Source organism: Burkholderia singularis (assembly GCF_900176645.1).
Classification (GTDB): Bacteria; Pseudomonadota; Gammaproteobacteria; order Burkholderiales; family Burkholderiaceae; genus Burkholderia; species Burkholderia singularis.
The window spans coordinates 31570-56622 of sequence record NZ_FXAN01000054.1; the positions used below are offsets into that span (position 1 = coordinate 31570).

The window sequence follows — 25053 nt, forward strand, 5'->3', positions numbered from 1 at the left end:
TAAGCCGCGCGGCCGCCACGCTGAACGAAGACAACGGAGACGAATCATGGCAAGCGTGATCCTGCGCAATATCGGCAAGCGCTATGACAACAACGAAGTGCTGAAGGATGTGAATCTCGACATCGCGAATGGCGAGTTCGTCGTGTTCGTCGGGCCGAGCGGCTGCGGCAAATCCACGCTGATGCGGATGATCGCGGGGCTCGAGGAGATTTCGGGCGGTGACCTGTTGATCGACGGCGTGCGCGTCAACGGCGTGCCGAGCGCGAAGCGCGGTATCGCGATGGTGTTCCAGTCGTATGCGCTTTATCCGCACATGACCCTCTACGACAACATGGCGTTCGGCCTGAAGCTGAGCGGCGCGAAGAAGCAGGAAATCGACGATGCGGTCAAGCAGGCGGCGAAGATCCTGCACATCGATCATTTGCTCGACAGGAAACCTAAGCAGTTATCGGGAGGGCAGCGGCAGCGGGTTGCGATCGGCCGCGCGATCACGCGCAAGCCGAAAGTGTTCCTGTTCGACGAGCCGCTGTCGAATCTCGATGCGGCGCTGCGCGTGAAGATGCGGCTCGAATTCGCCCGGCTGCACGACGAGCTGAAGACGACGATGATCTACGTGACGCACGATCAGGTCGAGGCGATGACGCTGGCCGACAAGATCGTCGTGCTGTCGGCGGGCAGCGTGCAGCAGGTCGGTACTCCGAACGAGCTGTATCACGCGCCGGCGAATCAGTTCGTCGCGGGTTTCATCGGCTCGCCGAAGATGAATTTTCTCGCCGGCGTCGTGCAGGCGGTGTCTGCCGACGGCGCGCTGGTGCGCTTTGCGACGGGCGAGACGCAGCATGTGGCGATCGAACCGGCGGCGCTGCGCGTCGACGATCCGGTGACAGTTGGCATCCGGCCCGAGCACCTGAGCGTCGGCGTGGCCAATGGCGGCGTGACGGCGCGCACGATGACGGTCGAATCGCTTGGCGACGCGGCGTTTCTGTATGCAGAATCGAGCACCGCGCCGGACGGGTTGATCGCGCGGATTGCGCCGCTGCAAACGTATCGCACGGGCGAGATGCTGCGCGTGACGGCCGAGCCCGAGCATTGCCATCTGTTCGATCGGGACGGGCGCGCGTTCAAGCGCAAGCCGAACCGCGCGCTTGCCGCGTGACACGTCGCGCCGCTGCTGTTTTCCATCCGGCCGATGCCGCTGAGCAGCCGATCCCGGCCCCGGGCCGCCTCCCGTTTCCGGGTGCGGCGGCCACCCAGTGCGCGTTCGTCAGTGGACCGTTTCGGCAGCCAGCGAGTTGCCCGGCTTGATCTGCGCGCAGTTGCTTGGCGCGGGCTTGCCGGCGAACCGGTCGAACAACCAAGGCACCATTGCGCTAGCCCATGCGACAGCAGTCGCGGCGTGCTCCAACGGATATTCGGTGTACACGACAGGCGTTCCGCTTGCGCAGAATTGCCGTGCAAGCGTGCGCACGTCGCCCGCGATCATCACGCCGTCGCCGGATTGGCTGCTGAACGTGCCGTTGAACACGCCGGCTGTGCCCTGGCTGATGAACATCGGGATGGTCGGCGAACCGACTAGCCCCGCGTTCACTTTGTTGACTGCGCTCACATAAGGCTCGATTCGATTGATGTCGCCTGCGTATTCCGGTTTCAGTAGCGTTTTCCAGTGCAGGCCCATCAGGCTCGGCAGGATCTGAATCAGTGACTGGTTCTGGACCTGCGCGAAGACTGCCTTGCCGTAGTCGCTCAAATAGGGCGTGAAATCGATGCCGTAGGCTCGGCCGACACCGACGATCGCGGCCGGCGCCACGCCACCCCAGACGATGCTGCCGTCGACGTAATACAGGTTATGGGCCGGATCGACCAGCACCCCGCCCTCGGCGGCGCCGACGAGGCGCTGGTTGACGTCCGGGGCGTAGGTGGGCGCGAGCTGCGCTGCCCAGTTGGTCGCGATCGCGCCGCCCGAATAGCCGATCAGCGCGATCTTGCTGGCAGCGGTGAAGCCCGTCGACGGAGTGTTGAGCGCGGCGCGCACGGAGTCGAGCGTCGTCATCCCGTATTCGGGACCGGCCGCGAAGTCGGCGGTCTGGCCTTCGGTGTCCGGCACGATGATGCTGTAGCCCGCGAGCAGCAGCGTCGAGAGCGGAATCGATTCGCCGCTGTAAAGCAGGCCGCCGAGCGTGCGGTCGCCGGCGATCACGCGCGACGGTTCGTCGAGCGGATTGAGCGAGTCGTATGCCGATTGGTACGAGATCGCGTGACCGTTATTGTTGCTGTAGGGGTTGACGATGACCGACGTCACGTTGACGACGGCTTCCTTGCGCGCGTTGTGGGTCCGGTACAGCAGTTGTTGCGCGAGCACCGCGGTCGGAATGCCCGCTATGTGGTAGTTCACGGTTCGGGTCTTCAGTACGGTGCCGGGCGCGATGGCCGACAGCGGCGTGCTGCCGGAGTACGTATAGAACGGATCGTCGGCGCCGCCCGCCGTGGGGGCGGTCGCGGCGATTGCCGTCGCGGTCGCGATCGACGCGAGAACGGCGGCGAATGCATGCAGGCTCGATTTCACTCGATGTCTCCTCCTAATGGGATCGGCGCCATTGCATTTTCGATTGCCGAGTCTCCGGCGCCCGCGAGACCCGCTGTACATTCGACGCGTTCAGGGCGATCAGTGCATTGCCTAAATGATTCGATTTGCTAATGAATTGACGGGCCTGGGCGTTGATTCGGTCGTTGTCTTGGGGAATTTGTTGCGCGGCATTTTCTTGGGTATTTCTAAATGACGCGGCAGCCGGAATGCTGGTTTGCATTGAAGCACGGCGAACTGGGCTTGACCACCGTTTGAAGGAAAATGCCTAATTTGGACGCGCATGCCCCATGTCGCTTATCCAGATTGGCTGCCTTAAGCCGGGTACGGCGTGGGCGGGATGGCGGTTATCTTAAAATTCGCGATGCTGAATGAATCGGGCCATTCGGGGCTCAGGGACGAACTTTGAAGGCGGTGGAGGGCGGCGCATGACGGCAATCAATGCCGGCGAACGGCGATGGCCGCCGCCCGGCCCGCCGGCATTCCAAAGCGCGGCTGCAATCCGTTGCACGGCCGCCCGTGCATGAGCCGATCGCATGCTATGCCAGCAGTTTCGGCTCGCTTTTGCCGTATTTGATGGAGCGTTCATCGGCGATCATCAGCCCGGTATTCTCGTTGCGCCCTTGCAGCACGAGCCGCGCATCCTTCGCGCCGAGTTGCGCGGCCGCCTTTTGGCTGTCGAGCCCGATCTCGCCGTTCTTCATCCGGTTGACGATCACGCCGAGTGCCGTGTCGTCGAAATCGCGCAGCATCCATGCATCGCCGTCGCTGTCGCCGAACACGAGCAACGGCCCATAGCCCTTCTTCGATTGCAACTCGCGCCGAATGCCGAGCGTTTTGCCTGGCCCGTAGTTGAAATGCCAGTTAGGCGCGTACTGATTCACGTATTTGCCGTTCTCCGTCACGATCCGCATGCCGATCACATGGTCGTCGGGCACGCCGTAGCCGAATGCCGGATGGCCGGCGAATACGCGCACGATATCGTCGAGCGACGCGGTGCTCACATATACGTCGATGCCGTTCGAGCGCAGCGTATCCATCAGCGCGCGAATTTCCTCGTGAATCCGGATCCCATGAAAATGGGTTGCCGCGACCACGCCCGCCCGGCTCGGCCGCTCGCGCGAACTTTCGTAGGTGAGCTTGCGCAGCGCGTCGCCGAGGTTCGCGACGTTGCTGTCGTAGGCCATGGCTTGAAGTTCGTCGCGCGTCATGCCGGCGTACCAGTACATGATCCACTTGTAGCCGATTTCGACCGGATAGGTGTCGCAGATCGCGTCGTACATGAAATACAGCTTCGCTCGGAAGTCCTTGAACGGCTCGCTGCGCCGAATCTCGTCGAGCGGCATGTCGCCGTTCAGGCCGCGGTAGTTTGCGTACAGCCAGCGGTAGTCGTCTTCGACATCGGCGGCGATATCCTCCATGCGCACCGGCTTGCCGTCGATCGTGGTGTAGCCGAGCTTCGCGTCGAACGGGCCGTTCGGCACCCCCTGGCGCAGGATCGCCGCGAACTGCTCGGGCTTGAGCCGGTAATGCAGCCCGTCGATCTGATGCATCATCAACGCTTCCTCGCAGTCGTTCATGATGCACGTGTTGTCCCAGTCGAAGACCGCGTAGGGCCGGTGTTCGGCGCGGTACGCCGGGCTGCGCGAGCCGTGCGCGGCGAGCACCGCCGAGAGCCGCGCGGCGTTGCGCGGCGACCAGCGGCCGGGCGCGAGCGACAGCGGTTCGGCACCGCCGCCGGCGTTTGCCGCGCGCGCGGGCGTCCATGCGCCGGCCGCGATCGCGGCCGATGCGCCGGCGAGTGACCGGACGAAATGCCGGCGTGCTGTTTTCATCGTTTGTCCTCCTAAGGAATGCGAACGTGATGGGGCGGGGCCGGCTGGCCGCAAGCGGTTGAAGCGACCGGGAAAACTTGGCGGTGCAGCGGCGACGGCCGATGGGCTCGGCCGGAATCGGCGGCCGTCGTCCAGCTTCGCTCCGCATAAAACCGGCGGACAGTTCAAATCCGACATCCGGTTGTCGGAATGCGACGCGCCGCGTGGGCGTGCCGACGGCACAACCGGTTTGCTAGCGACGCGTGAAATGGGCGCTCGCTTGACGTGTCGGGCACGCCACCCGCCGGCGTGGTTGCGCCTGCGGTTTCTACGCTGCGGGCGTCTCGGCCCTTAGCCGTCCAACGCCGCCCGCGCGCAGCTCTCGTCCGTCACCAGCCCCGACAGCCAGCCGCCGCGCAACGCCGCGAGCACCGCCATGCGCTTGCGCGGCCCGCCCGCGAACGCGATCGTCGGCCGCGCGGGCGGCGCGTCGAGCGCGACGCTCGTCACGCGCGGGCTCGTCGATGCCTCGATGCGGCGGCCCTGCGCGTTGATCGGCAGCCCGAGCATCTCGGCCACCGCGCCGCGCGCGAGCATGTCGTTCAACTCGTCGGCGGTAATGAAGCCGTCCTCGAACAACGGGCAGTACGCGCCGATGTTGCCGATGCCGATGAACGCGACGTCTGCTTCAGCCGACAATTGCTCGACGATCCGGTACAGCCGGTGATTGCACCACTGGGCGCGCTCGGCGGCGCTATCGGCGATGAGCGGCGCGGGCAGCAGGAAATGCTTGCCGCCGGTTTTCTCGGAGATGTGTTGGGCGACGTCATAGCGGTTCGACGAACCGTCCTGCGCGATCGCGCCGACCATCGACACGAGGCGATGCTGCGGCCGATCGATCTGCGCGATCTGCGCGACCGCGGCCTTCAGCGTGCGGCCGCTGCTGAGCGCGATCACCATCGGCTTCTCCTCGCTCAGATAGCGCTCGATCACTTGCGCGCCCGCGACGGCGAGCTTGCGGTCGATCGCATCGGGCATGTCGCCGTCGATCGGCACGACCTCGCACATCTCGAGGCCGTAACGCTTCGACAACTGCGCGGCGAGTTCGAGGCAGTCGGCGATCCGATGGTCGACGCGCACGCGGATCAGGTTCTTCTCGACCGCGAGCGCGACGAGCCGTTGCGCGACCGGCCGCGATACCTGCAGCTTCTCGGCGATTTCGTTTTGCGTGTCGCCCGCGACGTAATAAAGCCAAGCGGCGCGCGTCGCGAGATCGAGTTTTTCGGTGGATTTGGACACGGTGAGGGATCGTCTCAGGTCGGGCGACGCGGCGAGCGCCGGATTAAAGACCGCACTTTACCGTACCGCGCTCATGCAAGGCGTGCGCGCGTCGGCGTGAAAAGCGGGCGCACGTGGCGGTACAGCGAGCGAAACGTGTCGAGCCGCTCGCGCAGTGCCGCATGGCGGGCGGCGTCGGGCGTGAACTCGTCGGCGAGCGGCGGTTTCGCGAGCGCGTCGGCCGGCGCGCCGCCGAGCGCGAGCCAGCCGAGCCGCGCCGCGCCGAGCGCCGCGCCCGTCTCGCCGCCGCCGTGCCGGCGCGTGCGCACGTTGAGCGCATCGGCGAGCAGCTGTGCCCAGTACGCGCTGCGCGCGCCGCCGCCGATCAGCGATAGCGCATCGGTTGCGGCGCCGGCCGCGCGCAGCGCGTCGTAGCCGTCGGCGAGCGCGAGCGTCACGCCTTCGAGCACGGCGTAGCCGGCGAGCGCGCGGTCGGTGCCGTGCGTCATGCCGAGGAACACGCCTTGCGCGTATGGATCGTTGTGCGGCGTGCGCTCGCCGGACAGGTAGGGCAGGAAGTACGGTGCGTCGGCGCACGCGGCGGGCGCGAGCGCGGCGATCTCGGCAACGAGCGTGGGCTCGTCGGTCGACGTCAGCTTGCAGAACCAGCGCAGGCAGCTCGCCGCCGACAGCACGACGCTCATCTGCTGCCAGCGCTGCGGAATCGCGTGGCAGAACGTGTGGACGGCCGATGCGGGATTTGGCCGGAAGCGGTCGCCGACGATGCTCAGCACCCCCGAGGTGCCCAGCGACAGGAAGCCGTCGCCCGGCTGCGTCGCGCCGATGCCGAGCGCGCTCGTCGCATTGTCGCCGCCGCCGCCCGCGACGACGACCGCCTCGGACAGCCCAAGCGTGCGCGCGACGTCGGCGCGCAGCGTGCCGGACGGCGCATTGCCTTCGACGAGGCGCGGCATCTGCGCGCGCATCATCCCGCCGGCGGCGAGCAGCGCGTCGGACCAATCGCGTTTGGCGACGTCCAGCCATAGCGTGCCCGCCGCATCCGATGGATCGGACACCTTCGCGCCCGTGAGCCTGAGCCGCAGATAGTCCTTCGGCATCAGCACGCACGCGATCTCGCGAAACACGTGCGGCTCGTGGCGAGCGACCCACAGCAACTTCGGCGCGGTGAAGCCGGGCATCGACAGATTGCCGGCGATCGCATGCAGATCGGGCGCGAGCGCTTCGAATTCCGCGCTTTCGTCGGCGCAGCGCATGTCGTTCCACAGGATCGCGGCACGCAGCACGCGATCGTCGCGATCGAGCAGCACCGCGCCGTGCATCTGCCCGGACAGCCCGATGGCGCGCACCTGCGCGAACGCCTGGCGATGTTGCGCGCGCAACGCGGCGAGCGCGGCGAGCGTGCCGGCCCACCAGTCTTGCGGATGCTGCTCGGCCCAGCGCGGATGCGCGCGCTCGACGGAAAACGGCGTGCCGGCCGTGCCGACGACGGTGCCGTCGTCCGAAAGCAGCAGCACTTTGACTTCGGATGTGCCGAGATCGATGCCGAGATACATGGGCGATGAGCGGGGCAAACCGCTAGACGAAAGAGAGCCGCTACTTTAGCTGCGCGTTTGCCGGCGTGCCAATGCAGGGTTGACCCGGATGCGGCGCGCCGCCGCTTACCGGCTCGCCAGCCACGCGTCGACGCGCTCGAGCCCGGCGCGCAGCGCACGCTCGAGTGCGCTCACGCCGGCGAGCGAGCCCCAGAGCTGACGGTCGGCCGCGAGCGCCGCGACCGGATCGGCCGCGTCCGCGATCGCGCGTGCGGCCCGCTCGTCCATCACGCCGTCCTGATAGGCAAAGGGCAGCGCGCGTTGCGCCCAGCGCTGCAGGAAGCGCAGGAAGAGCGCCGGCAGCACCGCCGTCGATACCGGCTCGGCGCCGCGCGCGATCGATTCGGCGAGCGTCGGCGCGATGAAACCGGGGATTTTCGAGAAGCCGTCGGCCGCGACACGCTGGTTAGTATCGAGGATGTGCGCATTGCCGAAGCGCTCGAGCACGACGTCGCGGTAGCGGGCGAGATCGAGCGGGCTGGGCGTCAGGCACGGGATCACGTCGTCCGTCACGTATGCGCGCGCGAAGCGGCGGATCGCTTCGTCCCGCGTGCCTTCGTGGATATACGCATAGCCTGCGAGCGTGCCAGCCCACGCAATGCAGCTGTGCGTGGCGTTCAGGATCCGGATTTTCGCTTCCTCGTAAGGATGAACGTCGGCGACAAGCTCGGCGCCCGCGCGTTCCCATGCGGGCCGGCCGGCGGCGAAGCGCTCCTCGATCACCCATTGGATGAACGATTCGCCCATCACCGGGCACGCGTCGTCGGCGCCGGTTGCCGCGCGCACGCGCTCGCGCACGTCGGCGGTCGGGCGCGGCGTGATCCGGTCGACCATCGCGCACGGGCACGTGACGTTCGCATTGAACCACGCGAGCAAGTCGGCGGGCGGCTCAGGCGCGCCGATTGTGCCGGCGGGCGTTGTCCGGGGCGTCGCGGCGGCGTCGCGGCGTTCGTCAACGGAGCTTGGGTGGCCGCGCCGAGCGAGGAATTCGCGCATGCCGGCGCGAAAGCGCGTGCCGTTGCTGCGCAGGTTGTCGCAGCTTTGCAGCGTGATGGGGCCCGCGCCGCGCGCCGCGCGCTCGGCGAGCAGCGCGGCGAGCGTGCCGTAGATCGTCTTGCGTGCGCCTTGCAAATCGGCGGCGAGATCGGGATGCGCGACGTCGAGGCGATCGAGTTCGTCGAGGTAGTAGCCGCCTTCCGTCACCGTGAACGACACGATTTTGCACGCGTGATCGGCGCCGGCATCGATGAGCGCCGCGTGATCGGCCGACCATGGCAGCACGCGAGTGATCGAGCGGATCGTCTCGTAAGCGCGTTCGCCCTGGGGCGTGACGGTTTCGAGCGTGTAGACGCCATGTTGCGCGGCGAGCGCGTCACGCGTTTCGCGCAGATCGTCGCGGATGTCGCCGACGACGAGCGACCAGCGCTCGTGCGCCGGCGACATTTCGTTGACGCGATGTAGATACCATGCTTGATGCGCGCGATGAAACGATCCGATGCCGATATGCAAGATCGTTGGCGCGGCGCTGGCCGGACTACTCATTACGTGTCTCCTGTCGATCGGAGTTGGCGCTTTAGCGCCTACTCCGATCCCATGCCGTGATTGGCCGAAGTTAGCGCTTCAGCGCTTACTTCGCGCCTCACGGCGGTCGATCGTAGCTAAAGGAATCAGCGCGTAATCCGATCCGATATAAGGCTGACGGCCGACTCACGCCTGCCGGGCCATGTTTTAGATCATTTGATCATCTAGTGAGCGAATGATCTTATTCGGAGCAGGGAAAGTCAAGGCAGGCGCCGACGATTTCGATGCTGCGCTGCGTCGTTCGTCGCCGCTCGGACGGAAGGGGATGGGCGTGTCGGCGCAACAGCCAGCCGCGCGGCACGTGTTCGCGTTGGATTGTCGGCGTGCGTGTGAACGCGCCGGCGCCGCGCACCGGGTGGAAGGTCCGGTTGCGTGCCGATCGCGCACCGGACGAAATGTGCCGCCGTGCGCGCGCGATGCGCTTGTCCACGCGCGCGGCCGTCGATATTGCGATTGTGTGACACGCCGCGGTGGACGAGGGGCGGGTGTGGAGCCGGTGAATTTTGCGTCGCAACGGCGCCGGTGCGATAGACGCCGCCGACGACGCGCCGATTCCGGCCGCTTCCCGCGAAGCGCGGCGCGCGGCATGTCCGCGCGCTTATAAACGCGCGACGCCGGCCGACATCGACGCTCTCGCGCGGTGCCCGCGCGGTCGGAGCAACCGGCCGCGCACGGCAAAGCTACAGTGCGGTACGCACTCGCCAAAGCTCGGGAAACAGTACGACGTCGAGCATCTTGCGCAGGTACGGTGCGCCGTTCGTGCCGCCCGTGCCGGTTTTCAGGCCGATGATCCGTTCGACCGTGGTTACGTGGCGGAACCGCCATTGACGGAATGCGTCCTCGAGATCGACGAGTTCCTCGGCCAGTTCGTACAGTTCCCAGTGCGCGTGCGGCGCGCGATAGATTTCGAGCCACGCTGCCTCGACTGTTGGATCGGTGCGCGTCGGCTGCGTCCAGTCCGCGTCGAGCCGCTCCGGCGCGATCGCAAAGCCGCGGCGCGCGAGCAGGAATATCGCCTCGTCGTACAGCGACGGCGCGCGCAGCGACGCTTCCAGGTGCGTATGGATTTCCGCGCGATGGGCGTGCGGACGCAGCATCTGCGCGTTCTTGTTGCCGAGTATGAACTCCAGTTCACGGTACTGGTGCGACTGGAAGCCTGACGATGCGCCGAGATACGGCCGCATCGCCGAGTATTCGGACGGCGTCATCGTCGCGAGTACGTTCCATGCCTGCACGAGTTGCTCGAGTACGCGCGACACGCGCGCGAGCATCTTGAACGCAGGCGGCAGCGCATTGCCGACGATCGATGCGCGCGCCGCGCGCAGCTCGAACAGCGCGAGCTTCATCCATAGCTCGCTCGTTTGATGCTGGATGATGAACAGCATCTCGTTGTGTTCGGGCGAGCGCGGGTGCTGCGCATTCAGCAGCGTCGACAGCGATAGATAGTCGCCGTAGCTCATCGATTGCGAGAAGTCGAGCTGCGCGTGGTGCCAGCCGGCGGCCGTGCCGTCGCCGGTCGCGTCCGGCGCGTGCGTCGCTTGAGGCGCTTGAGGCGCGCTGGAGCCGGCAAACGGGCAGCGCGGATTGCCGTCGCCGCTGTCCGGCGGCGGGGGATGATCTGAATTCACGAAGGTCTCCATGTTGGGATGAGCCGTGCCCGCGCGCGTCGAAGTGCGGCGCGGGCACGGCGAGCGCCGAATGCCGAACGCCGAATGCCGAATGCCGAATGCCGAATGCCGAATGCCGAATGCCGAATGCCGAATGCCGAATGCCGAATGCCGAATGCCGAATGCCGAACGCCGAACGCCGAACGCCGAACGCCGAACGCCGAACGCAAGCGTGGCCGCGCGAGCCGCTCAGGTCACCGACGAGCGCGTCGCGAACTCGCTGGCGCGCCAAGCCCCGGTGTCGAGGATGTCGGCGAGCGCGTCGACTGCGTCCCATACATCGACGAAGCGCGTATAGAGCGGCGTGAATCCGAAGCGCAGAATGCGCGGCTCGCGATAGTCGCCGATCACGCCGCGCGCGATCAGCGCCTGCATCACCTCATAGCCGTGCGGATGCTCGATGCTCACCTGCGAGCCGCGCTGATGATGCGCGCGCGGCGTCGCGAGTTTCAGCGCATGTCCCGCGCAGCGCGACTCGACGAGCGCGATGAATGCGTCAGTCAACGCGAGCGACTTGCGGCGGATGGCCTGAAGGTCGGTTTGCGCGAACACGTCGAGCCCGCATTCGATCATCGACATCGACACGATCGGCTGCGTGCCGCACAGAAAGCGCGCGATGCCGGGGTCGGGGTCGAAGCCGGGCTGCATCGCGAACGGCGTGCGATGGCCCCACCAGCCGGTCAGCGGTTGGTCGAAGCTGCTCTGGTGACGCGCCGGCACCCAAACGAACGCGGGCGCGCCGGGGCCGCCGTTCAGATACTTGTACGTGCAGCCAACCGCGCCGTCCGCGTGCGCGCCGTTCAGATCCACTGGCACCGCGCCCGCCGAATGCGCGAGATCCCACAGCATCAGCGCGCCGGCTTGCCGGACCGCTTGCGTGACGGCCGGCAGGTCATGCATGTAGCCGGTGCGATAGTTCACGTGCGTGAGCATCGCGACGGCGGTTTCGTCGTCGAGTGCGTCGGGCAGTTGCGCGGGATCGTCGATCAGACGCAGCGTATGGCCCTGGCCGAGCTGAGCGATGAGTCCCTGCGCGATATATAGATCGGTCGGAAAGTTCGCGCGCTCCGATACGATCACGCGCTTGCGCGGCGCATGCTGTGCTTGATGCCCCAGCATCGCGGACAACAGCTTGAACAGGTTGATCGAAATCGTATCGGTGATTGCGACTTCGCCAGGCGCCGCACCGATCAGCGGCGCGAGCTTGTCGCCGAGCCGGCGCGGCAGCGCGAACCAGCCGGCCGTGTTCCAGCTGCGGATCAGGCCCGCGCCCCATTCGGCGCCGATCACCTGCTGCGCGCGCGCGGCAGCCGCGCGAGGCTGCGCGCCGAGCGAGTTGCCGTCGAGATAGATCACGCCGTCGGGCAATGCGAATGCGCCGCGCAGCGGGGCGAGCGGATCGTCGCGGTCGAGAGCGAGCGCTTCTTCACGTGTCTTCATAAGGTCGGTCAGCTTGACGAGAAAAGAGAAGGGCGGGCGCGTCAGCGCGCGCCGGGCAGCGCGCGCAACACCGCGCGCACGGGGCTCGCGTCGAGCCCGTCGAGCTTGAGCGGCAATGCGATCAGTTCGTAGTCGCCTGCCGCGACGGCATCGAGCACGAGTCCTTCGAGAATCGCCATCCGGTGCGCGCGAACGCGGCAGTGCGCGTCCATCGTCTTCGACTCCTGCGGATCGAGCGACGGCGTGTCGATGCCGATGAGGCGCACGCCCCGTTCGGCGAGCAGATCGATGGTCGCCGGCGCGACCGCGCAGAACGCGCTATCCCACGCATGCAGCGGCGCCTGCCGGTATGTGCGCAGCAATACGCGCGGCGGCGGGGCGTCGGCGAGCGCCGCGGCGACATCGCCGGGCATGACCGCGGGATGCGCGCCGATGCAATCGATCACGCGGCAATGGCCGAGATACGCGTCGAGCGGCACTGCGCCGATCGACGCGCCGTGCGCGTCGTAGTGCAGCGGCGCATCCGCGTGCGCGCCCGTGTGCGGCGATAGCGTGAGCCGCGCGACATTGACGGGCGATCCCGCTTCGATGCGCCAGACCCGCTCGACGCGAACAGGCGTATCGCCCGGCCAAACGGGGGTAGCGGGGTGGATTGATGGAGAGATGTCCCAGAGGTCGGCCATGTGAGATCGAAGCGAGTCGAATGCTGAAATCAGACGAATAAGTCGATTCGCCCTGCGCTCATCGCGTTTGCTGCTGAATCAGCGGGGGATTTCGCTGGGCGGGCGGCGGCGTGCGCGGGGGTGCGCGGCGGCCGGGCATGTACCGAGATGATAGGCAAACGCCGGCCGCAGATGGTTGCGAAATAAGCATGGACAATCCACCAATTTGGCAGATAATTCGAAATAGATTCAAAACGGAGACCAAAAGTGCATGCGATCACGCTGGACGCTACAGATTGCCGTATTCTCGCCGTCCTGCAGCAAGAAGGCCGGATCAGCAACCTCGATCTTGCGGAACGTATTTCCCTGTCGCCGTCGGCTTGTCTGCGGCGGATGCGGCTTCTCGAAGAGCAGGGGGTGATCGAACGCTATCGCGCGTGCTTGAGCCGCGAGAAGCTCGGGTTCGAGCTGGAGGCGTTCGTACAGGTGTCGATGCGCAATGACGAGGCGCAATGGCACGAGCGCTTCGCGCAAGCGCTGCGCGAATGGCCGGAGGTAGTGGGCGCGTTCGTCGTGACGGGCGAGTCACATTATCTGTTGCGCGTACTTGCGCATAATCTCAAGCACTATTCAGATTTCGTGCTCAATCAGCTCTACAAGGCGCCCGGCGTGATGGACATTCGCTCGAACATCGTGCTGCAAATGCTGAAGGACGAGGCGGGGCCGCCCGTCGCACTTGCGCGCACCGGACCGATCAAAGCTGTGTGAGGCGATGGAAGCCGCCGCCGTGGAACACGAGCGGCGCGCCGTCGCCTTGGAAGCCGCACCGCTCGACCTCACCGACGAAGATCACGTGATCGCCCTCGTCGTAGCGGCTGCGGTTGTGGCACTCGAACCACGCGAGCGCGCCGTCGAGCACCGGCATGCCCGTGTCGCCCGCCGCGTGCGACACGCCTTCGAAGCGATCGCCCTTGACGGTCGCAAAGCGCATGCACAAATCGAGCTGCGACGCGGCCAGCACGTTCACGACATAGTGGCTGTTCGCGCGGAACACGGACGCCGACGCCGCTTTGTGCGCGAGGCTCCACAGCACGAGCGGCGGATCGAGCGACACCGAGTTGAACGAACTCGCGGTAATGCCAATCAACTGGCCGGACGGCGCACGGGTGGTGACGACGGTGACGCCTGTCGCGAACTGGCCGAGCGCCTGGCGGAACGCGGCGGAATCGAAATTCGGCGGGCTGGCCTGTTTCATCGCGCGATAGCCTTGGACGACGCGCGGCACCGGGCGACTGTGGCGGCGCGTGCCGGATGGCGGGTAGAGAAAAGAAAGGTCATGAGGGAATCGGTCAGAGTGTGACGATTTTAGCGGAATCGCGCTGTGCTGCGACGGGCATGACGTTTGACTGAGCGGCCTGCGCCGCATTAGGCGCGCTAAATACCGCATGCGAAATGGGTAATGAACGAAAGGATACCGGTATGAATCAGGCAATGCACGAAGTCGCCACACTGGGCGGCGGATGTTTTTGGTGTACCGAGGCGGTGTTTCTCGATGTCGACGGCGTGGTGGCGGTCGAATCGGGCTATGCGGGCGGCCATACGCGCAATCCCGGCTATCGCGATGTGTGCGACGGCGAGACGGGTCATGCCGAGGTCGTCAATGTCACGTTCGATCCGGCCCGGATCGGCTATCGCGAGGTTCTCGAAATCTTCTTCGCGACGCACGATCCGACGCAACTCGACCGGCAGGGCAACGACGTCGGCACGCAATACCGGTCGGTGATCTTCACGCACTCGGACGCACAGCGCGAAACCGCGCTCGACGTGATCCGCGCGCTTGAGCGCGACCCGCTGTACGACGCGCCGATCGTCACGCGTGTCGAGCCGCTCGACGGCAATTACTGGCCGGCTGAGGCGTATCACCAGAATTACTACGCGCGCAATCCGGCGCAGGGCTATTGCGCGGTCGTAATCGGGCCGAAGCTCGCGAAGTTCCGGCAGAAGTTCGCGCATCGGCTGAAGTCGCGCGGTGCGTGATGCGGGGCGCGGCCGGCTTGCGGTTGGCGGGCTCGGTTGCGGCGGCGGGTGGGCACGCGCCGGCCGTCCCATCGGGACGGCTATCGAGCGACGCGGGTTGCGCGGGATTCGGCCCGAGCGTCGGCCCGGCGGGCATCGCGTGTGCGCGGAATCGATCGCATGAGCCGCTCGGCTGCATGTTCATTGCATCTGGCGCCGCCGCATTGAGCACGATGCGCGCTACGCAGGTTTGTTACCGCTTGCGCCGTTCAGACGCGCCGCGCTCGCGCTACGCCGCCTCGCCCTGCGAGCGCGCGTAGGCAGCCGCAATCTCCTTCGCGAGCGCGATGCACGACAGCGGCGCCGATCCTTCCGCCTTGTTGTTGATCGTGATGATCACCGGCTGCCCGGCGAGCGCATAACGCGCGGCGAGTTCAGCGAGGGCCGAGCGCGTGTGCGGATCTTCGTCGACGAGCCGGTCGAACGGCTCGTATTTTGCCTTTGCCTGTTCGTACTTGAAGCCGCCGTGCAGGCTCCAGCGAACGAGGAGCGGCCCGGACGGCTCGCCGTCGAGCAACGCAAGCGCTGCCGATTGACGCAGCGGGTCGGGCATCCTGGCATGCAGCCCGACGCAGTAGCGCACGCCAGCGGCCGACAGCGCACGGATAAAGCGGGGCGTGAGCAGGCTGGCGTCGCGGATCTCGACCGCGTAGCGCGGGCCGCCGGCGTTGCCTGAGCCCCCGGGTAGCGGCGGCAGCGCGGCGAGGAACGCGGCAAGCCGCTCGATCAGCGCGGCCGGATCGGCAAGCAGGGTATCCGGCATCGGCGAAAACTGGAACACGAGCGCGCCCACCTTGTGGCCGAGCCCTTCCAGACAGGGCCGGACGAATTCGTCGGTGGCGATCTGCGCGTTCAGGAACGTGGGATTCGGGCCGGCCGGCTCGCCGCGCGCACCGCGCACGAGCGCATCGGTGACCGACGCGGGCGCTTTCACGACGAAGCGGAAATCGTCCGGCACCTGCCGCGCGTAGCGCAGGTAATCGGCGACACTGAGCGGCGCGTAGAACGAGCGGTCGAGGCTGACGCTCTTGAGCAGCGGGTGCGCCGCGTAGGCTTCGAGTCCTTCGCGCGACAGCTTCGATTGCGCGTAGTCGTCGCCGTAGACGATGTCTTTCCAGCCGGGGAAATACCACGACGACGTGCCGAGCCGCACGAGCGGCGGCAGCGCTTGTGCGGCGGCCGCGACATCGTCGGAAATCTCGGCGGGCGCGACGCCGCGCCGGCCATGCCGGTGAGCGCGCTTCTTCGGTGGGGCGTCGGGCGGCGGCGGGGCGTCGAAGCCCGGCAGCGTGGGCGTGGCATGATCATCGGCCGCGTAGGCGCCGTGCGCGGCCGCAGCGCTGGATGGGCTCGACGTATCGGACGAGCCTCCGGCATTCGAACTGTCGCTCGCCTTACGCGGCGGCTTGCTGCCGGCAGCGGGCGGCAACGCGTTTCCGAACAAATCGAACTGATCGCGTTGCGCGTCGTTTTCCTGTCGCGGCTCTCGCGGCGCGCGCCGCGTGCTGTCGTCACCCATCCGTCATGGCAAAAAGACGCTGCTCAGCGCGGCAGCGCGTGTTCGTACATATAGCGGCGCGACCACGGCAGCGTTTTCGCGCTGCGCCCGGCCCGGCGGCACACGATCTGGAAGATCGACACGTCGTCGTGCTCGAACGCATACGCACAGCCGGCCAGATAGACGCGCCAGATCCGGAATTTTTCGTCGTCGACGAGCTTTCTCGCTTCGTCGGCTTTCGCCTCGAAGTTCTCTGTCCAGATTTCGAGCGTGCGCGCATAGTGCCGGCGCAGGCTTTCGACGTCAACCGCCTCGAGCCCGCCGCGCTGTGCGGCGTCGAGCGCGAGGCTGATGTGCGGCAGTTCGCCGTCCGGAAACACGTAGCGGTCGATGAATTCGCCGCCGCCGAGCGCGGTTTCGCCGCTATCGGCGTCGGTCGACGTGATGCCGTGGTTCATCGCGATGCCGTCCTCGACGAGCAGCTCGCGCACGCGCGAAAAGTAGAGCGGCAGGTTCTTTCGGCCGACGTGCTCGAACATCCCGACGCTCGTGATTCGATCGAACTGGCCATCGATATCGCGGTAGTCTTGCAGCCGGATTTCGATCCGGTCGCCGAGGCCGGCGGCTTTCACGCGCTCGGTCGCGAGATCGAACTGGTTCTGCGACAGCGTGACGCCGACGCAGCGCGCGCCGAACTTGCTTGCCGCGCGCAGCACGAGCGCGCCCCAGCCACAGCCGATATCGAGCAGACGCTGACCGGGCTGAAGCTGGATTTTCGTCAGGATGTGGTCGATCTTCTTGATTTGCGCGGTGCCCAGATCCTCGTCGCCGTTCTCGAAGTACGCGCACGAGTAGACCATGTTCTCGTCGAGCCACAGCTTGTAGAAATCGTTCGATACGTCGTAGTGATACTGGATCGCCTTCTGGTCCGACTGCTTCGAGTGGCTGAAGTAGCGCTTCATGCGCGCGAGCTTGCTTGCGTTCGTCACGGTGCTGCGCGCGAGCGAATAGCCGATGTTGATGATGTCGGCGAGCTTGCCCTCGATGTCGATCTTGCCCTTCACGTAGGCTTCGCCGAGATTGTCGAGGCTCGGGTCGAGCAGCAGCGGCAACGCCGACGCGTGATTGACCTTGAGCGTTACCCGCGGCGCCGAGAATGTGCCGAAATCGAGCTGCTGGCCGTTCCAGAGAACGAGGCGCGCCGGCAAGTTCGCCTTCGCCCTGACGTCTTCCGCCCATTGTGCCAGTTTCTTTTCCCAGAACATTTGGATTCTCCGTTGTTCGTTGAAACGAAATACAGACAGCCAAATTTTCGACCGGACGGCCCCCGCCGCCCTGCAAAGCGCGCCGCGCCGCAGGCCGTGCGTGATGCGGCGCGAAGAGCGCGGCTGAACTTACGGCGACAGGCGGGAAATCGTCCAGCCGCTCGCCGACGCGGCATCGCGCGTATATAACAGACGGTCGTGAAGCCGCGACGGACGGCCTTGCCAGAATTCGATCGACGACGGCACGACCCGGTAGCCGCCCCAGTGCGGCGGGCGCGGCGGCTCGTCGCCGAAGCGCGCGCGGATTTCGCGCTCGCGCGCCTCGAGCACGTCGCGGCTCGCGATCACCGCGCTCTGCTCGGACGCCCACGCGCCGATGCGCGAGCCGAGCGGCCGCGACGCGAAGTAACGGTCGCTTTCCTCCGCGCTGGTCTTTTCGATGCGGCCTTCGACGCGGACTTGCCGTTCGAGCTCGATCCAATAGAAAAGCAGCGCCGCATTCGGGTTCTGCGCGATTTCGCGGCCCTTACGGCTTTCGTAATTGGTGAAGAAAACGAAGCCGCGCTCGTCGACGCCCTTGATCAGCACGATACGTGCCGACGGCCGCCCCGACGCGTCGACGGTCGCGAGCGTCATCGTGTTCGGCTCGGGCAGCTGGGCGTTGAGGGCGTCGTTGAACCAGGCGTCGAACTGGGCGAAGGGATTCGGGTTGACGTCGGCTTCGCCAAGCGACGCGCGGGAGTAATTGATGCGGAGATCGGCTAGGGTCGTCATCGGTGTGCGAACGCTCAATCGGGGCCAGTATAGCGAAGGTGGAAAAATTCTGCGCGGCGTCGGATACGCGCGTGTTTGCCGCGCGGCGATCAGGCAAAATAGCGGACTTGTCGCCTTTTCCGTCTTTTCCTTATGCCTCGTACCGACGCCATCGCGACGTCCGATGATCTTACTCTGCGCGCGCCGCAACAGCTTGACGTGGATCGTGCGCGGCGCTTCGGCGGGCTCGCTCGGCTCTATGGCGCAAGCGCGCTCGCCGCGTTCGAACGCTCGCGCGTTGCCGTGATCGGCATCGGCGGCGTTGGCTCATGGGCGGCCGAGGCGCTCGCGCGCAGCGCGATCGGGGAATTGACCCTCATCGATCTCGATAATGTCGCCGAAAGCAATACGAACCGGCAGATTCACGCGCTCGACGGCAATTACGGCAAGCCGAAAGTCGATGCGATGGCCGAGCGCATCGCGCTGATCGATCCGGCGTGCAAGGTCGTCAAGATCGAGGACTTCGTCGAGCCCGACACGCTCGATGCGATGCTGGGCGCCGGCTTCGATTTCGTGATCGACGCGATCGACAGCGTGCGCACCAAGGTCGCGCTGATCGCGTGGTGCGTCGCGCACGCGCAGCCGCTCGTTACGGTGGGCGGCGCGGGCGGCCAGCTCGATCCGACCCGCATACGCATCGACGATCTCGCGCAGACCATTCAGGACCCGCTGCTGTCGAAGGTGCGCGCGCAACTGCGCAAGCAGCATGGTTTTCCGCGCGGGCCGAAAGCGAAATTCAAGGTGAGCGCCGTTTATTCGGACGAGCCGTTGATTTATCCGCAAGCGGCTGCGTGCGGCGCAGGCGATTTAGCCGCGCCGGCGGGCGCGATGGGGGCAGCGGGGCTCAATTGCGCGGGATTCGGCTCCAGTGTATGCGTGACGGCGAGTTTCGGCTTCGCAGCGGCCGCGCATGCGCTGCGCGCGCTTGCGGCGAACGCGCAAGGGTAACGCGCACGTACGCGCGGCCGATGCGTATGTGTGCCGCTTGCCGTTATCCGCGGTGGTCTGCCGTTGCCGATCGCGTCGCCGCGATCGGCCCGCGCGATTTCAATGGAGTGCCGTGCTCAGCTTGCGCCGCCATGTGGACACGAGCGCAGGCTGGTCGGCCGCCAGCTCGAACACCGAAATCATCGTTTTACGGCCGACGTCGTCGCCGAACGTGCGATCGCGCTTGACGATCTCGAGAAGCTGTTCGAGCGCGCCTTCGTAGGCGCGCCGGGCAATCAGGCTTTGCGCGAGATCGAAGCGCGCTTCGAGATCGTCCGGATGGCTGGCGATCCGTGCTTCGAGCGCGTCGGTGGGCGGCAGATCGGCGGTGGCGTCGAGCGCGTCGAAGCGCGTCTTGATCGCCTGATAGCGCGGGTCCGCTCCATTTTTGGTTTGCTGCGACAGCCGGTCGGCTTCGGCGCGCGCGTCGTCGATCCGGTTCTGCGCGAGCAGCAGCTCGACGAGATCGAGCCGCGCTTCGTCGTAGCCGGGGTTCAGCGCGAGCGCGTGTTCGAGATGCGAGCGCGCGTCGTCGGGCCGGCCTTCGGCGAACGCGGCCTGCGCGGCGCGGCGCTCGGCCTCCTCGGGCGCGGGCAAGAGTCGATCGATGAACGCGCGCAACTGCCCTTCGGGCAGCACGCCGACGAATTGGTCGACGGGCTGGCCGTCCGCGAACGCGATCACGTGCGGAATGCTGCGCGTTTGAAAGTGCGATGCAAGTTCGGGATTCTCGTCGACGTTGACCTTGACGAGCTTCCAGCGCCCTTCGTAGTCGCGCTCGAGCTTCTCGAGCAGCGGGCCGAGCGTCTTGCACGGGCCGCACCAGGGCGCCCAGAAATCGACCAGCACGGGTGCGGCAAGCGATGCGTCGATGACGTCTTGTTCGAAAGTGGCGAGCGTGGTGTTCATGACGTCCTCATTTACGTTGATATCCGCATAGTGCGGATGCGCAGCGGTTTTTCAATGCGCGCGGCGCTCCGGCAGCGCGATCCACTCGGTTTCACCGGGGACGCTGCCCATCTGCTGAGCCGCCCACGCGCTTTTTGCCTGTTCGATCGCGTCGCGGGAACTCGCGACGAAATTCCAGTCGAGAAAACGCTCGCCGTCGAGTTTGTCGCCGCCGAGCACCATCACGCGCGCGCCTTGCGCGCTCGCGAGCGTGACGCGTGCGCCCGGCGTGAGGACTGCCATGTGCGCGGCGGGCAGCGGCTGGCCGTCGATGGCCAAGTCGCCCTCGGCCAGATAGACGGCGCGTTCGTCGTGCTCGGCGTCGAGTGCGAATGCGCCGCCGGGCTCGAATTCAGCCGCGGCGTACAGCGTGCGCGAATATGTCGTGACGGGCGAGCGCAGGCCGAACGCATCGCCCGCGATCACCGTGAGCACGACGCCGTCGCGCGTGAGCTTCGGCAGGGTCGCGGCGGGGTGGTGCTCGAACGACGGCTCGATCGTCTCGTATTCGCGCGGCAGCGCCACCCACGTCTGGATGCAATGGACGGTCTGGCCGCTCGCGCGCTCCGCGTCCGGCGTGCGCTCGGAATGGACGATGCCGCGGCCCGCCGTCATCCAGTTGACGTCGCCCGGCACGATTTTTTGCACCGAGCCGACGCTGTCGCGATGCATGATCGCGCCGTCGAACAGATAGGTGACGGTTGCGAGGCCGATATGCGGATGGGGGCGCACGTCCTGACCTTCGCCGGGCGCGAACGTGATCGGCCCGAGGTGATCGAAGAACACGAACGGTCCGACGAAGCGCGGCGACAGCGCGGGCAGCGTGCGGCGCACGGACACACCGCCGCCGAGGTCGCGAACGTGCGGCTTCAGAATGGTCTGGATCGAATCGGTCATGTCAGCGTCCGGATGAAGGCGATGGGGCTCCCATTGTAGTGGCTGTTGCGGCGGCGCGATGCCTGCCGCCATCGCAGTTTGCCGCGCGCGCCGGCAGCGCCGTGCGCGGAATCTCGCTACACTAATTGGCTTCGCGCCGAAGCCGGCGGCGATACCAATCCAATACGCATCCAGGAGAACGCGTCATGCCGATGTCACCGAAGGATCTATTGCTCGCGCTGCTGGTGATTGTCGCGTGGGGCGTGAACTTCGTCGTGATCAAGGTCGGCCTGCATGGCGTGCCGCCGATGCTGCTCGGCGCATTGCGCTTCGTATTCGCCGCGGTGCCTGCCGTATTCCTCGTGCGCCGCCCGCGGATTGCATGGCATCTGCTGGCGCTTTACGGCTCGACGATTCTGCTCGGACAGTTCGTGTTTCTGTTTTTCGGGATGTCGGTCGGCATGCCGGCCGGGATCGCGTCGCTCGTCCTCCAGGCGCAGGCGTTTTTCACGCTCGGCTTCGCGTCACTGTTTCTGGGCGAGCGCGTGCGCGCGCAAAATCTCGCCGGCCTGGCGATCGCCGCCGCCGGTCTGGTCGTGATCGCCGCGCAAGGCGGCCAGGGGATGACGCTCGCGGGTTTCCTGCTGACGATCGCCGCGTCGGCGTGCTGGGCGCTTGGCAACATCGTGATGAAGAAGATGGGCAAGGTCGATCTCGTGCCGCTCGTCGTCTGGGCGAGCCTGTTGCCGCCCGTGCCGTTTGCCGTACTGTCGTATCTGTTCGAGGGGCCGCAGCGGATGGCGGCGGCGATGACGTCGCTGTCGGGGCTGTCGATCTTCGCGATCGCCTATCTCGCGTTCGTCGCGACGCTGTTCGGCTACGGTATCTGGAGCCGGCTGCTGTCGCGCTATCCGGCCGGGCAGGTCGCGCCGTTCTCACTGCTGGTGCCGATCGTCGGCCTTGCGTCGTCGTCGCTGCTGCTTGGCGAGCACCTGTCGCGCGCGCAGCTCGTCGGCGCGGCGTTGGTGATGGCGGGGCTGGCGGTGAACGTGTTCGGAGCCCGGCTCGTGCGGCGTCCGGTGGGCGCGTCGTGACCGCCGGCGCGGGGCGATCGGCTGCGGGCGTCCGCTGTGTCCTGCCGGGTGCCGGGCCGCGCGCGGCAGGCCGGGGTGAATACGCCGGCACTGCCGCAAGCCATCCGAGATCGCTCCGAACGACGAGCCGTGCCGCGCCGGATCGCACCACGGCGCGCCGCTCGAACGTGTGTCAGGCCATCCGGTTCTTCGCGAGCGGCGGATTCGCTGCGAAATAGCGCTTGATTCCACGGAAGATCGCGTCGGCCATCTGGTCGCGGTACGCGTCGTCGTTGAGCCGGCGCTCCTCGTCCGGATTGCTGATGAACGCGGTTTCGACGAGGATCGACGGAATGTCGGGTGCTTTCAGCACCGCGAACCCGGCTTGCTCGACCGAGCCCTTGTGCAGCTTGTTGATGTTGCCGACTTCCTTCAGCACGTAGTTGCCGTAGCGCAGCGAATCGCGGATCTGCGCGGTCGTCGACATATCGAACAGCGCGCGGCTTACCGATACGTCCTGTGTCTTGATATTGATGCCGCCGATCAGGTCCGACGAATTCTCCTTGTTCGCGAGCCAGCGCGCAGCGGCGCTCGACGCGCCATGATCGGACAGCGCGAAAACCGACGAGCCGCGCGCCGACGGCGTGGTGAACGCATCCGCGTGGATCGACACGAACAGGTCCGCGCCGACGCGGCGAGCCTTTTGCACGCGCACGTTCAGCGGAACGAAGAAATCGGCGTCGCGGGTCATCATCGCGCGCATGTTCGGCGCGCCGTCGATCTTCGCACGCAGCTTCTTGGCGATATCGAGTGCGATGTGCTTCTCGTAGGTGCCGCCGCCGCCGATCGCGCCCGGGTCCTCGCCGCCGTGACCCGGATCGATCGCGACGGTCAGCAGGCGCACGGTTGCGCCGCGGCCCGATTTGGGCGCGGTGAATGCGTAGGTGTCGTCGTCATCGTCGTTCTTGCGGGCGATGACGGGCGGCGCCGACGGCTTGGGCGCGGGCCGCGCCGCCGTGGCGGGCGGCGTGGTTTGCGCGGCGCCCGGATTGGCCGGCGCGCTCGGCGCCGGGCGCGCGGGATGCGCGGGCGACGGCGGGGTGTTGTTCTGCGCGAAGCGTTGGAAGAAGGCGTCGCTGTTGTCGGTGCCGCCCGCGACCGGCGGCGCCGCCGACGGGCCGTTGAGCGTGGCGCTCGGCGGCTGCGCTTCCTGCGCGCGCAGCGTGTCGTTGAGCTGCTGCTCCTTGCGTTCGGTCTGCATGATCAGATCGGCGAGCGGATCGGGCGCGACGGCCGGATACAGATCGAACACGAGCCGGTAGCGATAAGTGCCGACGGGCGGCAGCGTAAACACCTGAGGTTTCACCGAGCCTTTCAGGTCGAACACCATCCGCACGACATGCGGCTGGTACTGGCCGACCCGCACCGACTGGATCTGCGGATCGTTCGGCGTGATCTTCGATACCAGATCGCGCAGCGCCTGATCGAGTTCGAGGCCGTTCAGGTCGACGACGAGCCGGTCCGGGCCTTGCAGCAACTGCTGCGCGTTCTGCAGCGGCTGATCGGATTCGATCGTCACGCGCGTGTAGTCGCGTGCGGGCCAGACGCGCACGCCGAGCACCGACGTCGCATGCGCGATGCGCGGCATCGCGAGCCCGAGCACGAGCGTCGACGCGCCCGCGCGCAGAATTTGCCTGCGCCGCCAGTTGTGGTTCGCGGTGGCCGCCGATTCGATCGAGCGGAACGGTTTGATCAACATCTTTCGAGACATGCGTTTCCTGATGCGCTGTACGCGCGAGCGACGAGGACACGGCCCGCGCCGTCCACGTCAAGCGAGAACACGAGATCCGGCACGCCGAGCAGCGCGCCAGCCCGCTGCGGCCATTCGACGATGCAGATCGCGCCGGAATTGAAGTACTCGCGAAAACCCGCGTCGGCCCATTCGGCCGGATCGCTAAATCGGTACAGATCGAAGTGATACACCTCGAGTTCCCCGGCAGCGTGCGCGAGCGCATAGGGTTCGACGAGCGTGTAGGTCGGGCTTTTCACGCGGCCTGTGTAGCCCAGCGCACGCAGCATCGCGCGCACGAGCGTCGTCTTGCCCGCGCCGAGATCGCCGTCGAGCTGGATTTGCAGGCCGTCGAACGTGTGCTCGGCGCAGCGTTGCGCATAGGTCGCGTCGAGCGCGCGGGCGACACGTTCGCCGAACGCGATCGTTGCCGCTTCGTCGGCGAGCGCGAACGTGCGCTCGTTGAGCGCAGCGGGCAGGGCGGTCGTGACGGACACGTGGCTGGACGTTTCGGGCATCTCGTAAAATAGAGCGATGGACCGAATTCCGGAACTCGCAGTCGCAGATACGCACCCGCCGCATGACGGGCGCACGGCGCCGTCTCGCCTTGACGATGCCGGGCTCGCCGAGCTTGCGTCGCGCATCAAGGCGTGGGGGCGCGAATTGGGTTTCGGGGCGATCGGCATCAGCAATACCGATCTCTCGGATGCCGAAGCGGGGCTCGCCGCCTGGCTGGAAGCCGGATGCCACGGCGAGATGGATTATATGGCCAAACATGGGATGAAACGCGCCCGGCCGGCTGAACTTGTGGCCGGTACGCGACGCGTGATCTCCGCGCGGCTCGCCTATTTGCCCGCCGCGACGGTGGACGGCGCCGATTGGCCGGCGGCGCAGCGGGCGAGCGGGCAGGATGGCGCGCCCGCGCCGGATGGGGCGAGCGGTGCGGGCGCGGCGCGGCGGGCCGATTCGCCGGCCAGTGGCGTGCCTGTCTCAGACTCGGCGCTCGTGCGCGCGCGAAATCGGCCGGCCAGCGGCGCAGCGCTTGCCGCACGGGCGTCCGATGGCCGCGACGGCAGCGGGGGGCTCAACGGC

22 protein-coding genes and 1 pseudogene are annotated in these 25053 nt (G+C 66.6%); 6 read left to right on the plus strand and 17 right to left on the minus strand.

The features are described from left to right. The first annotated feature begins 46 nt into the window (after positions 1-46). Positions 47-1156 (plus strand): ABC transporter ATP-binding protein, encoded by a 1110-nt coding sequence (locus BSIN_RS11715; RefSeq protein ID WP_089340639.1) that lies wholly within the window; start codon positions 47-49, stop codon positions 1154-1156. 108 nt (positions 1157-1264) lie between these two features. Here the strand turns inward: BSIN_RS11715 and BSIN_RS11720 are convergent, their stop codons facing one another. The 9 genes from BSIN_RS11720 to kynB all read right to left on the minus strand — a co-directional run bounded on the left by BSIN_RS11720 (position 1265) and on the right by kynB (position 12657). Further along, positions 1265-2551, minus strand: coding sequence for a lipase family protein (locus tag BSIN_RS11720; RefSeq protein WP_369828173.1), 1287 nt, complete (start codon positions 2549-2551; stop codon positions 1265-1267). 569 nt (positions 2552-3120) lie between these two features. Further along, positions 3121-4416, minus strand: coding sequence for a haloacid dehalogenase-like hydrolase (locus tag BSIN_RS11725; RefSeq protein ID WP_089340641.1), 1296 nt, complete (start codon positions 4414-4416; stop codon positions 3121-3123). A 330-nt stretch (positions 4417-4746) separates the two neighbouring features. Beyond that, the gene (locus BSIN_RS11730) at positions 4747-5694 is read right to left on the minus strand and encodes a sugar-binding transcriptional regulator (RefSeq protein WP_089340642.1); all 948 of its coding nucleotides are present in this window, start codon (positions 5692-5694) and stop codon (positions 4747-4749) included. A 71-nt stretch (positions 5695-5765) separates the two neighbouring features. Continuing rightward, the gene (gene xylB, locus BSIN_RS11735) at positions 5766-7247 is read right to left on the minus strand and encodes a xylulokinase (RefSeq protein ID WP_089340643.1); all 1482 of its coding nucleotides are present in this window, start codon (positions 7245-7247) and stop codon (positions 5766-5768) included. Positions 7248-7352: 105 nt separating this feature from the next. Continuing rightward, positions 7353-8828 (minus strand): mannitol dehydrogenase family protein, encoded by a 1476-nt coding sequence (locus BSIN_RS11740; protein ID WP_089340644.1) that lies wholly within the window; start codon positions 8826-8828, stop codon positions 7353-7355. 220 nt (positions 8829-9048) lie between these two features. Continuing rightward, entirely contained in the window at positions 9049-9297 is a 249-nt protein-coding gene (locus tag BSIN_RS25335) for a hypothetical protein (RefSeq protein WP_143757421.1), read from the minus strand. 250 nt (positions 9298-9547) lie between these two features. Then, positions 9548-10507 (minus strand): tryptophan 2,3-dioxygenase, encoded by a 960-nt coding sequence (gene kynA / locus BSIN_RS11750; protein WP_089340646.1) that lies wholly within the window; start codon positions 10505-10507, stop codon positions 9548-9550. 216 nt (positions 10508-10723) lie between these two features. Next, a complete protein-coding gene (kynU, locus tag BSIN_RS11760) occupies positions 10724-11974 on the minus strand; it encodes a kynureninase (RefSeq protein WP_059520517.1) in 1251 nt (416 codons plus the stop codon). Positions 11975-12015: 41 nt separating this feature from the next. Continuing rightward, positions 12016-12657, minus strand: coding sequence for an arylformamidase (gene kynB, locus BSIN_RS11765; protein WP_059520516.1), 642 nt, complete (start codon positions 12655-12657; stop codon positions 12016-12018). A gap of 246 nt (positions 12658-12903) precedes the next feature. Between kynB and BSIN_RS11770 the strand changes: the two genes are divergently transcribed. After that, positions 12904-13404 carry an Lrp/AsnC family transcriptional regulator gene (locus BSIN_RS11770; RefSeq protein WP_089340647.1) on the plus strand — a complete coding sequence of 167 codons (501 nt, stop codon included), beginning with the start codon at positions 12904-12906 and terminating at the stop codon, positions 13402-13404. Here BSIN_RS11770 and BSIN_RS11775 read toward each other — a convergent pair. Continuing rightward, complete coding sequence (locus BSIN_RS11775; protein WP_059520609.1) at positions 13391-13891, minus strand: flavin reductase family protein; 501 nt, start codon at positions 13889-13891, stop codon at positions 13391-13393. The two genes, BSIN_RS11770 and BSIN_RS11775, sit on opposite strands and share 14 nt — an antisense overlap. Positions 13892-14115: 224 nt before the next feature. On the opposite strand from BSIN_RS11775, the gene msrA reads away from it, so the two are divergent. Further along, complete coding sequence (gene msrA, locus BSIN_RS11780; RefSeq protein WP_089340648.1) at positions 14116-14673, plus strand: peptide-methionine (S)-S-oxide reductase MsrA; 558 nt, start codon at positions 14116-14118, stop codon at positions 14671-14673. 268 nt (positions 14674-14941) lie between these two features. Here msrA and BSIN_RS11790 read toward each other — a convergent pair whose 3' ends face one another. The 3 genes from BSIN_RS11790 to pdxH all read right to left on the minus strand — a co-directional run bounded on the left by BSIN_RS11790 (position 14942) and on the right by pdxH (position 18249). Then, positions 14942-16231 carry a DUF72 domain-containing protein gene (locus BSIN_RS11790; protein WP_089340650.1) on the minus strand — a complete coding sequence of 430 codons (1290 nt, stop codon included), beginning with the start codon at positions 16229-16231 and terminating at the stop codon, positions 14942-14944. Between the two features lie 23 nt (positions 16232-16254). Then, a complete protein-coding gene (locus BSIN_RS11795) occupies positions 16255-17475 on the minus strand; it encodes a class I SAM-dependent methyltransferase (RefSeq protein WP_059520512.1) in 1221 nt (406 codons plus the stop codon). A gap of 129 nt (positions 17476-17604) precedes the next feature. Then, positions 17605-18249 (minus strand): pyridoxamine 5'-phosphate oxidase, encoded by a 645-nt coding sequence (gene pdxH, locus BSIN_RS11800; RefSeq protein ID WP_059520511.1) that lies wholly within the window; start codon positions 18247-18249, stop codon positions 17605-17607. Between the two features lie 132 nt (positions 18250-18381). Between pdxH and tcdA the strand changes: the two genes are divergently transcribed. After that, positions 18382-19236 (plus strand): tRNA cyclic N6-threonylcarbamoyladenosine(37) synthase TcdA, encoded by an 855-nt coding sequence (tcdA, locus tag BSIN_RS11805; protein ID WP_059520510.1) that lies wholly within the window; start codon positions 18382-18384, stop codon positions 19234-19236. Between the two features lie 99 nt (positions 19237-19335). Here the strand turns inward: tcdA and trxA are convergent, their stop codons facing one another. Both trxA and BSIN_RS11815 read right to left on the minus strand, forming a co-directional pair. After that, the gene (gene trxA / locus BSIN_RS11810) at positions 19336-20184 is read right to left on the minus strand and encodes a thioredoxin (RefSeq protein WP_059520509.1); all 849 of its coding nucleotides are present in this window, start codon (positions 20182-20184) and stop codon (positions 19336-19338) included. A gap of 51 nt (positions 20185-20235) precedes the next feature. Continuing rightward, the gene (locus BSIN_RS11815) at positions 20236-21120 is read right to left on the minus strand and encodes a pirin family protein (RefSeq protein WP_089340651.1); all 885 of its coding nucleotides are present in this window, start codon (positions 21118-21120) and stop codon (positions 20236-20238) included. A gap of 191 nt (positions 21121-21311) precedes the next feature. Between BSIN_RS11815 and BSIN_RS11820 the strand changes: the two genes are divergently transcribed. Further along, entirely contained in the window at positions 21312-22193 is an 882-nt protein-coding gene (locus BSIN_RS11820; protein WP_069235319.1) for an EamA family transporter, read from the plus strand. Between the two features lie 172 nt (positions 22194-22365). On the opposite strand, the gene BSIN_RS11825 is transcribed toward BSIN_RS11820, so the two are convergent. Together BSIN_RS11825 and tsaE are read right to left on the minus strand one after the other, a co-directional pair. Beyond that, on the minus strand, positions 22366-23943 hold the full coding sequence (locus tag BSIN_RS11825) for an N-acetylmuramoyl-L-alanine amidase (protein WP_173678671.1): 1578 nt from the start codon (positions 23941-23943) through the stop codon (positions 22366-22368). Continuing rightward, positions 23925-24479, minus strand: coding sequence for a tRNA (adenosine(37)-N6)-threonylcarbamoyltransferase complex ATPase subunit type 1 TsaE (gene tsaE, locus BSIN_RS11830; RefSeq protein ID WP_089340653.1), 555 nt, complete (start codon positions 24477-24479; stop codon positions 23925-23927). The genes BSIN_RS11825 and tsaE overlap by 19 nt, the downstream gene beginning before the upstream one ends. A 16-nt stretch (positions 24480-24495) precedes the next feature. Here tsaE and BSIN_RS11835 point away from each other — a divergent pair. Continuing rightward, positions 24496-25053: pseudogene (locus BSIN_RS11835) on the plus strand (hypothetical protein); the annotation flags it as partial.

What these genes read in the sequence shown, in the direction of transcription:
- BSIN_RS11715 (WP_089340639.1), top strand. Translation starts at nt 47, where the DNA reads ATGGCAAGCGTGATCCTGCGCAATATCGGCAAGCGCTATGACAACAAC.
- BSIN_RS11725 (WP_089340641.1), bottom strand. Translation starts at nt 4,416, where the DNA reads ATGAAAACAGCACGCCGGCATTTCGTCCGGTCACTCGCCGGCGCATCG.
- xylB (WP_089340643.1), bottom strand. Translation starts at nt 7,247, where the DNA reads ATGTATCTCGGCATCGATCTCGGCACATCCGAAGTCAAAGTGCTGCTG.
- BSIN_RS11740 (WP_089340644.1), bottom strand. Translation starts at nt 8,828, where the DNA reads ATGAGTAGTCCGGCCAGCGCCGCGCCAACGATCTTGCATATCGGCATC.
- kynA (WP_089340646.1), bottom strand. Translation starts at nt 10,507, where the DNA reads ATGGAGACCTTCGTGAATTCAGATCATCCCCCGCCGCCGGACAGCGGC.
- kynU (WP_059520517.1), bottom strand. Translation starts at nt 11,974, where the DNA reads ATGAAGACACGTGAAGAAGCGCTCGCTCTCGACCGCGACGATCCGCTC.
- kynB (WP_059520516.1), bottom strand. Translation starts at nt 12,657, where the DNA reads ATGGCCGACCTCTGGGACATCTCTCCATCAATCCACCCCGCTACCCCC.
- BSIN_RS11775 (WP_059520609.1), bottom strand. Translation starts at nt 13,891, where the DNA reads ATGAAACAGGCCAGCCCGCCGAATTTCGATTCCGCCGCGTTCCGCCAG.
- msrA (WP_089340648.1), top strand. Translation starts at nt 14,116, where the DNA reads ATGAATCAGGCAATGCACGAAGTCGCCACACTGGGCGGCGGATGTTTT.
- BSIN_RS11790 (WP_089340650.1), bottom strand. Translation starts at nt 16,231, where the DNA reads ATGGGTGACGACAGCACGCGGCGCGCGCCGCGAGAGCCGCGACAGGAA.
- BSIN_RS11795 (WP_059520512.1), bottom strand. Translation starts at nt 17,475, where the DNA reads ATGTTCTGGGAAAAGAAACTGGCACAATGGGCGGAAGACGTCAGGGCG.
- pdxH (WP_059520511.1), bottom strand. Translation starts at nt 18,249, where the DNA reads ATGACGACCCTAGCCGATCTCCGCATCAATTACTCCCGCGCGTCGCTT.
- tcdA (WP_059520510.1), top strand. Translation starts at nt 18,382, where the DNA reads ATGCCTCGTACCGACGCCATCGCGACGTCCGATGATCTTACTCTGCGC.
- trxA (WP_059520509.1), bottom strand. Translation starts at nt 20,184, where the DNA reads ATGAACACCACGCTCGCCACTTTCGAACAAGACGTCATCGACGCATCG.
- BSIN_RS11815 (WP_089340651.1), bottom strand. Translation starts at nt 21,120, where the DNA reads ATGACCGATTCGATCCAGACCATTCTGAAGCCGCACGTTCGCGACCTC.
- BSIN_RS11820 (WP_069235319.1), top strand. Translation starts at nt 21,312, where the DNA reads ATGTCACCGAAGGATCTATTGCTCGCGCTGCTGGTGATTGTCGCGTGG.
- BSIN_RS11825 (WP_173678671.1), bottom strand. Translation starts at nt 23,943, where the DNA reads ATGTCTCGAAAGATGTTGATCAAACCGTTCCGCTCGATCGAATCGGCG.
- tsaE (WP_089340653.1), bottom strand. Translation starts at nt 24,479, where the DNA reads ATGCCCGAAACGTCCAGCCACGTGTCCGTCACGACCGCCCTGCCCGCT.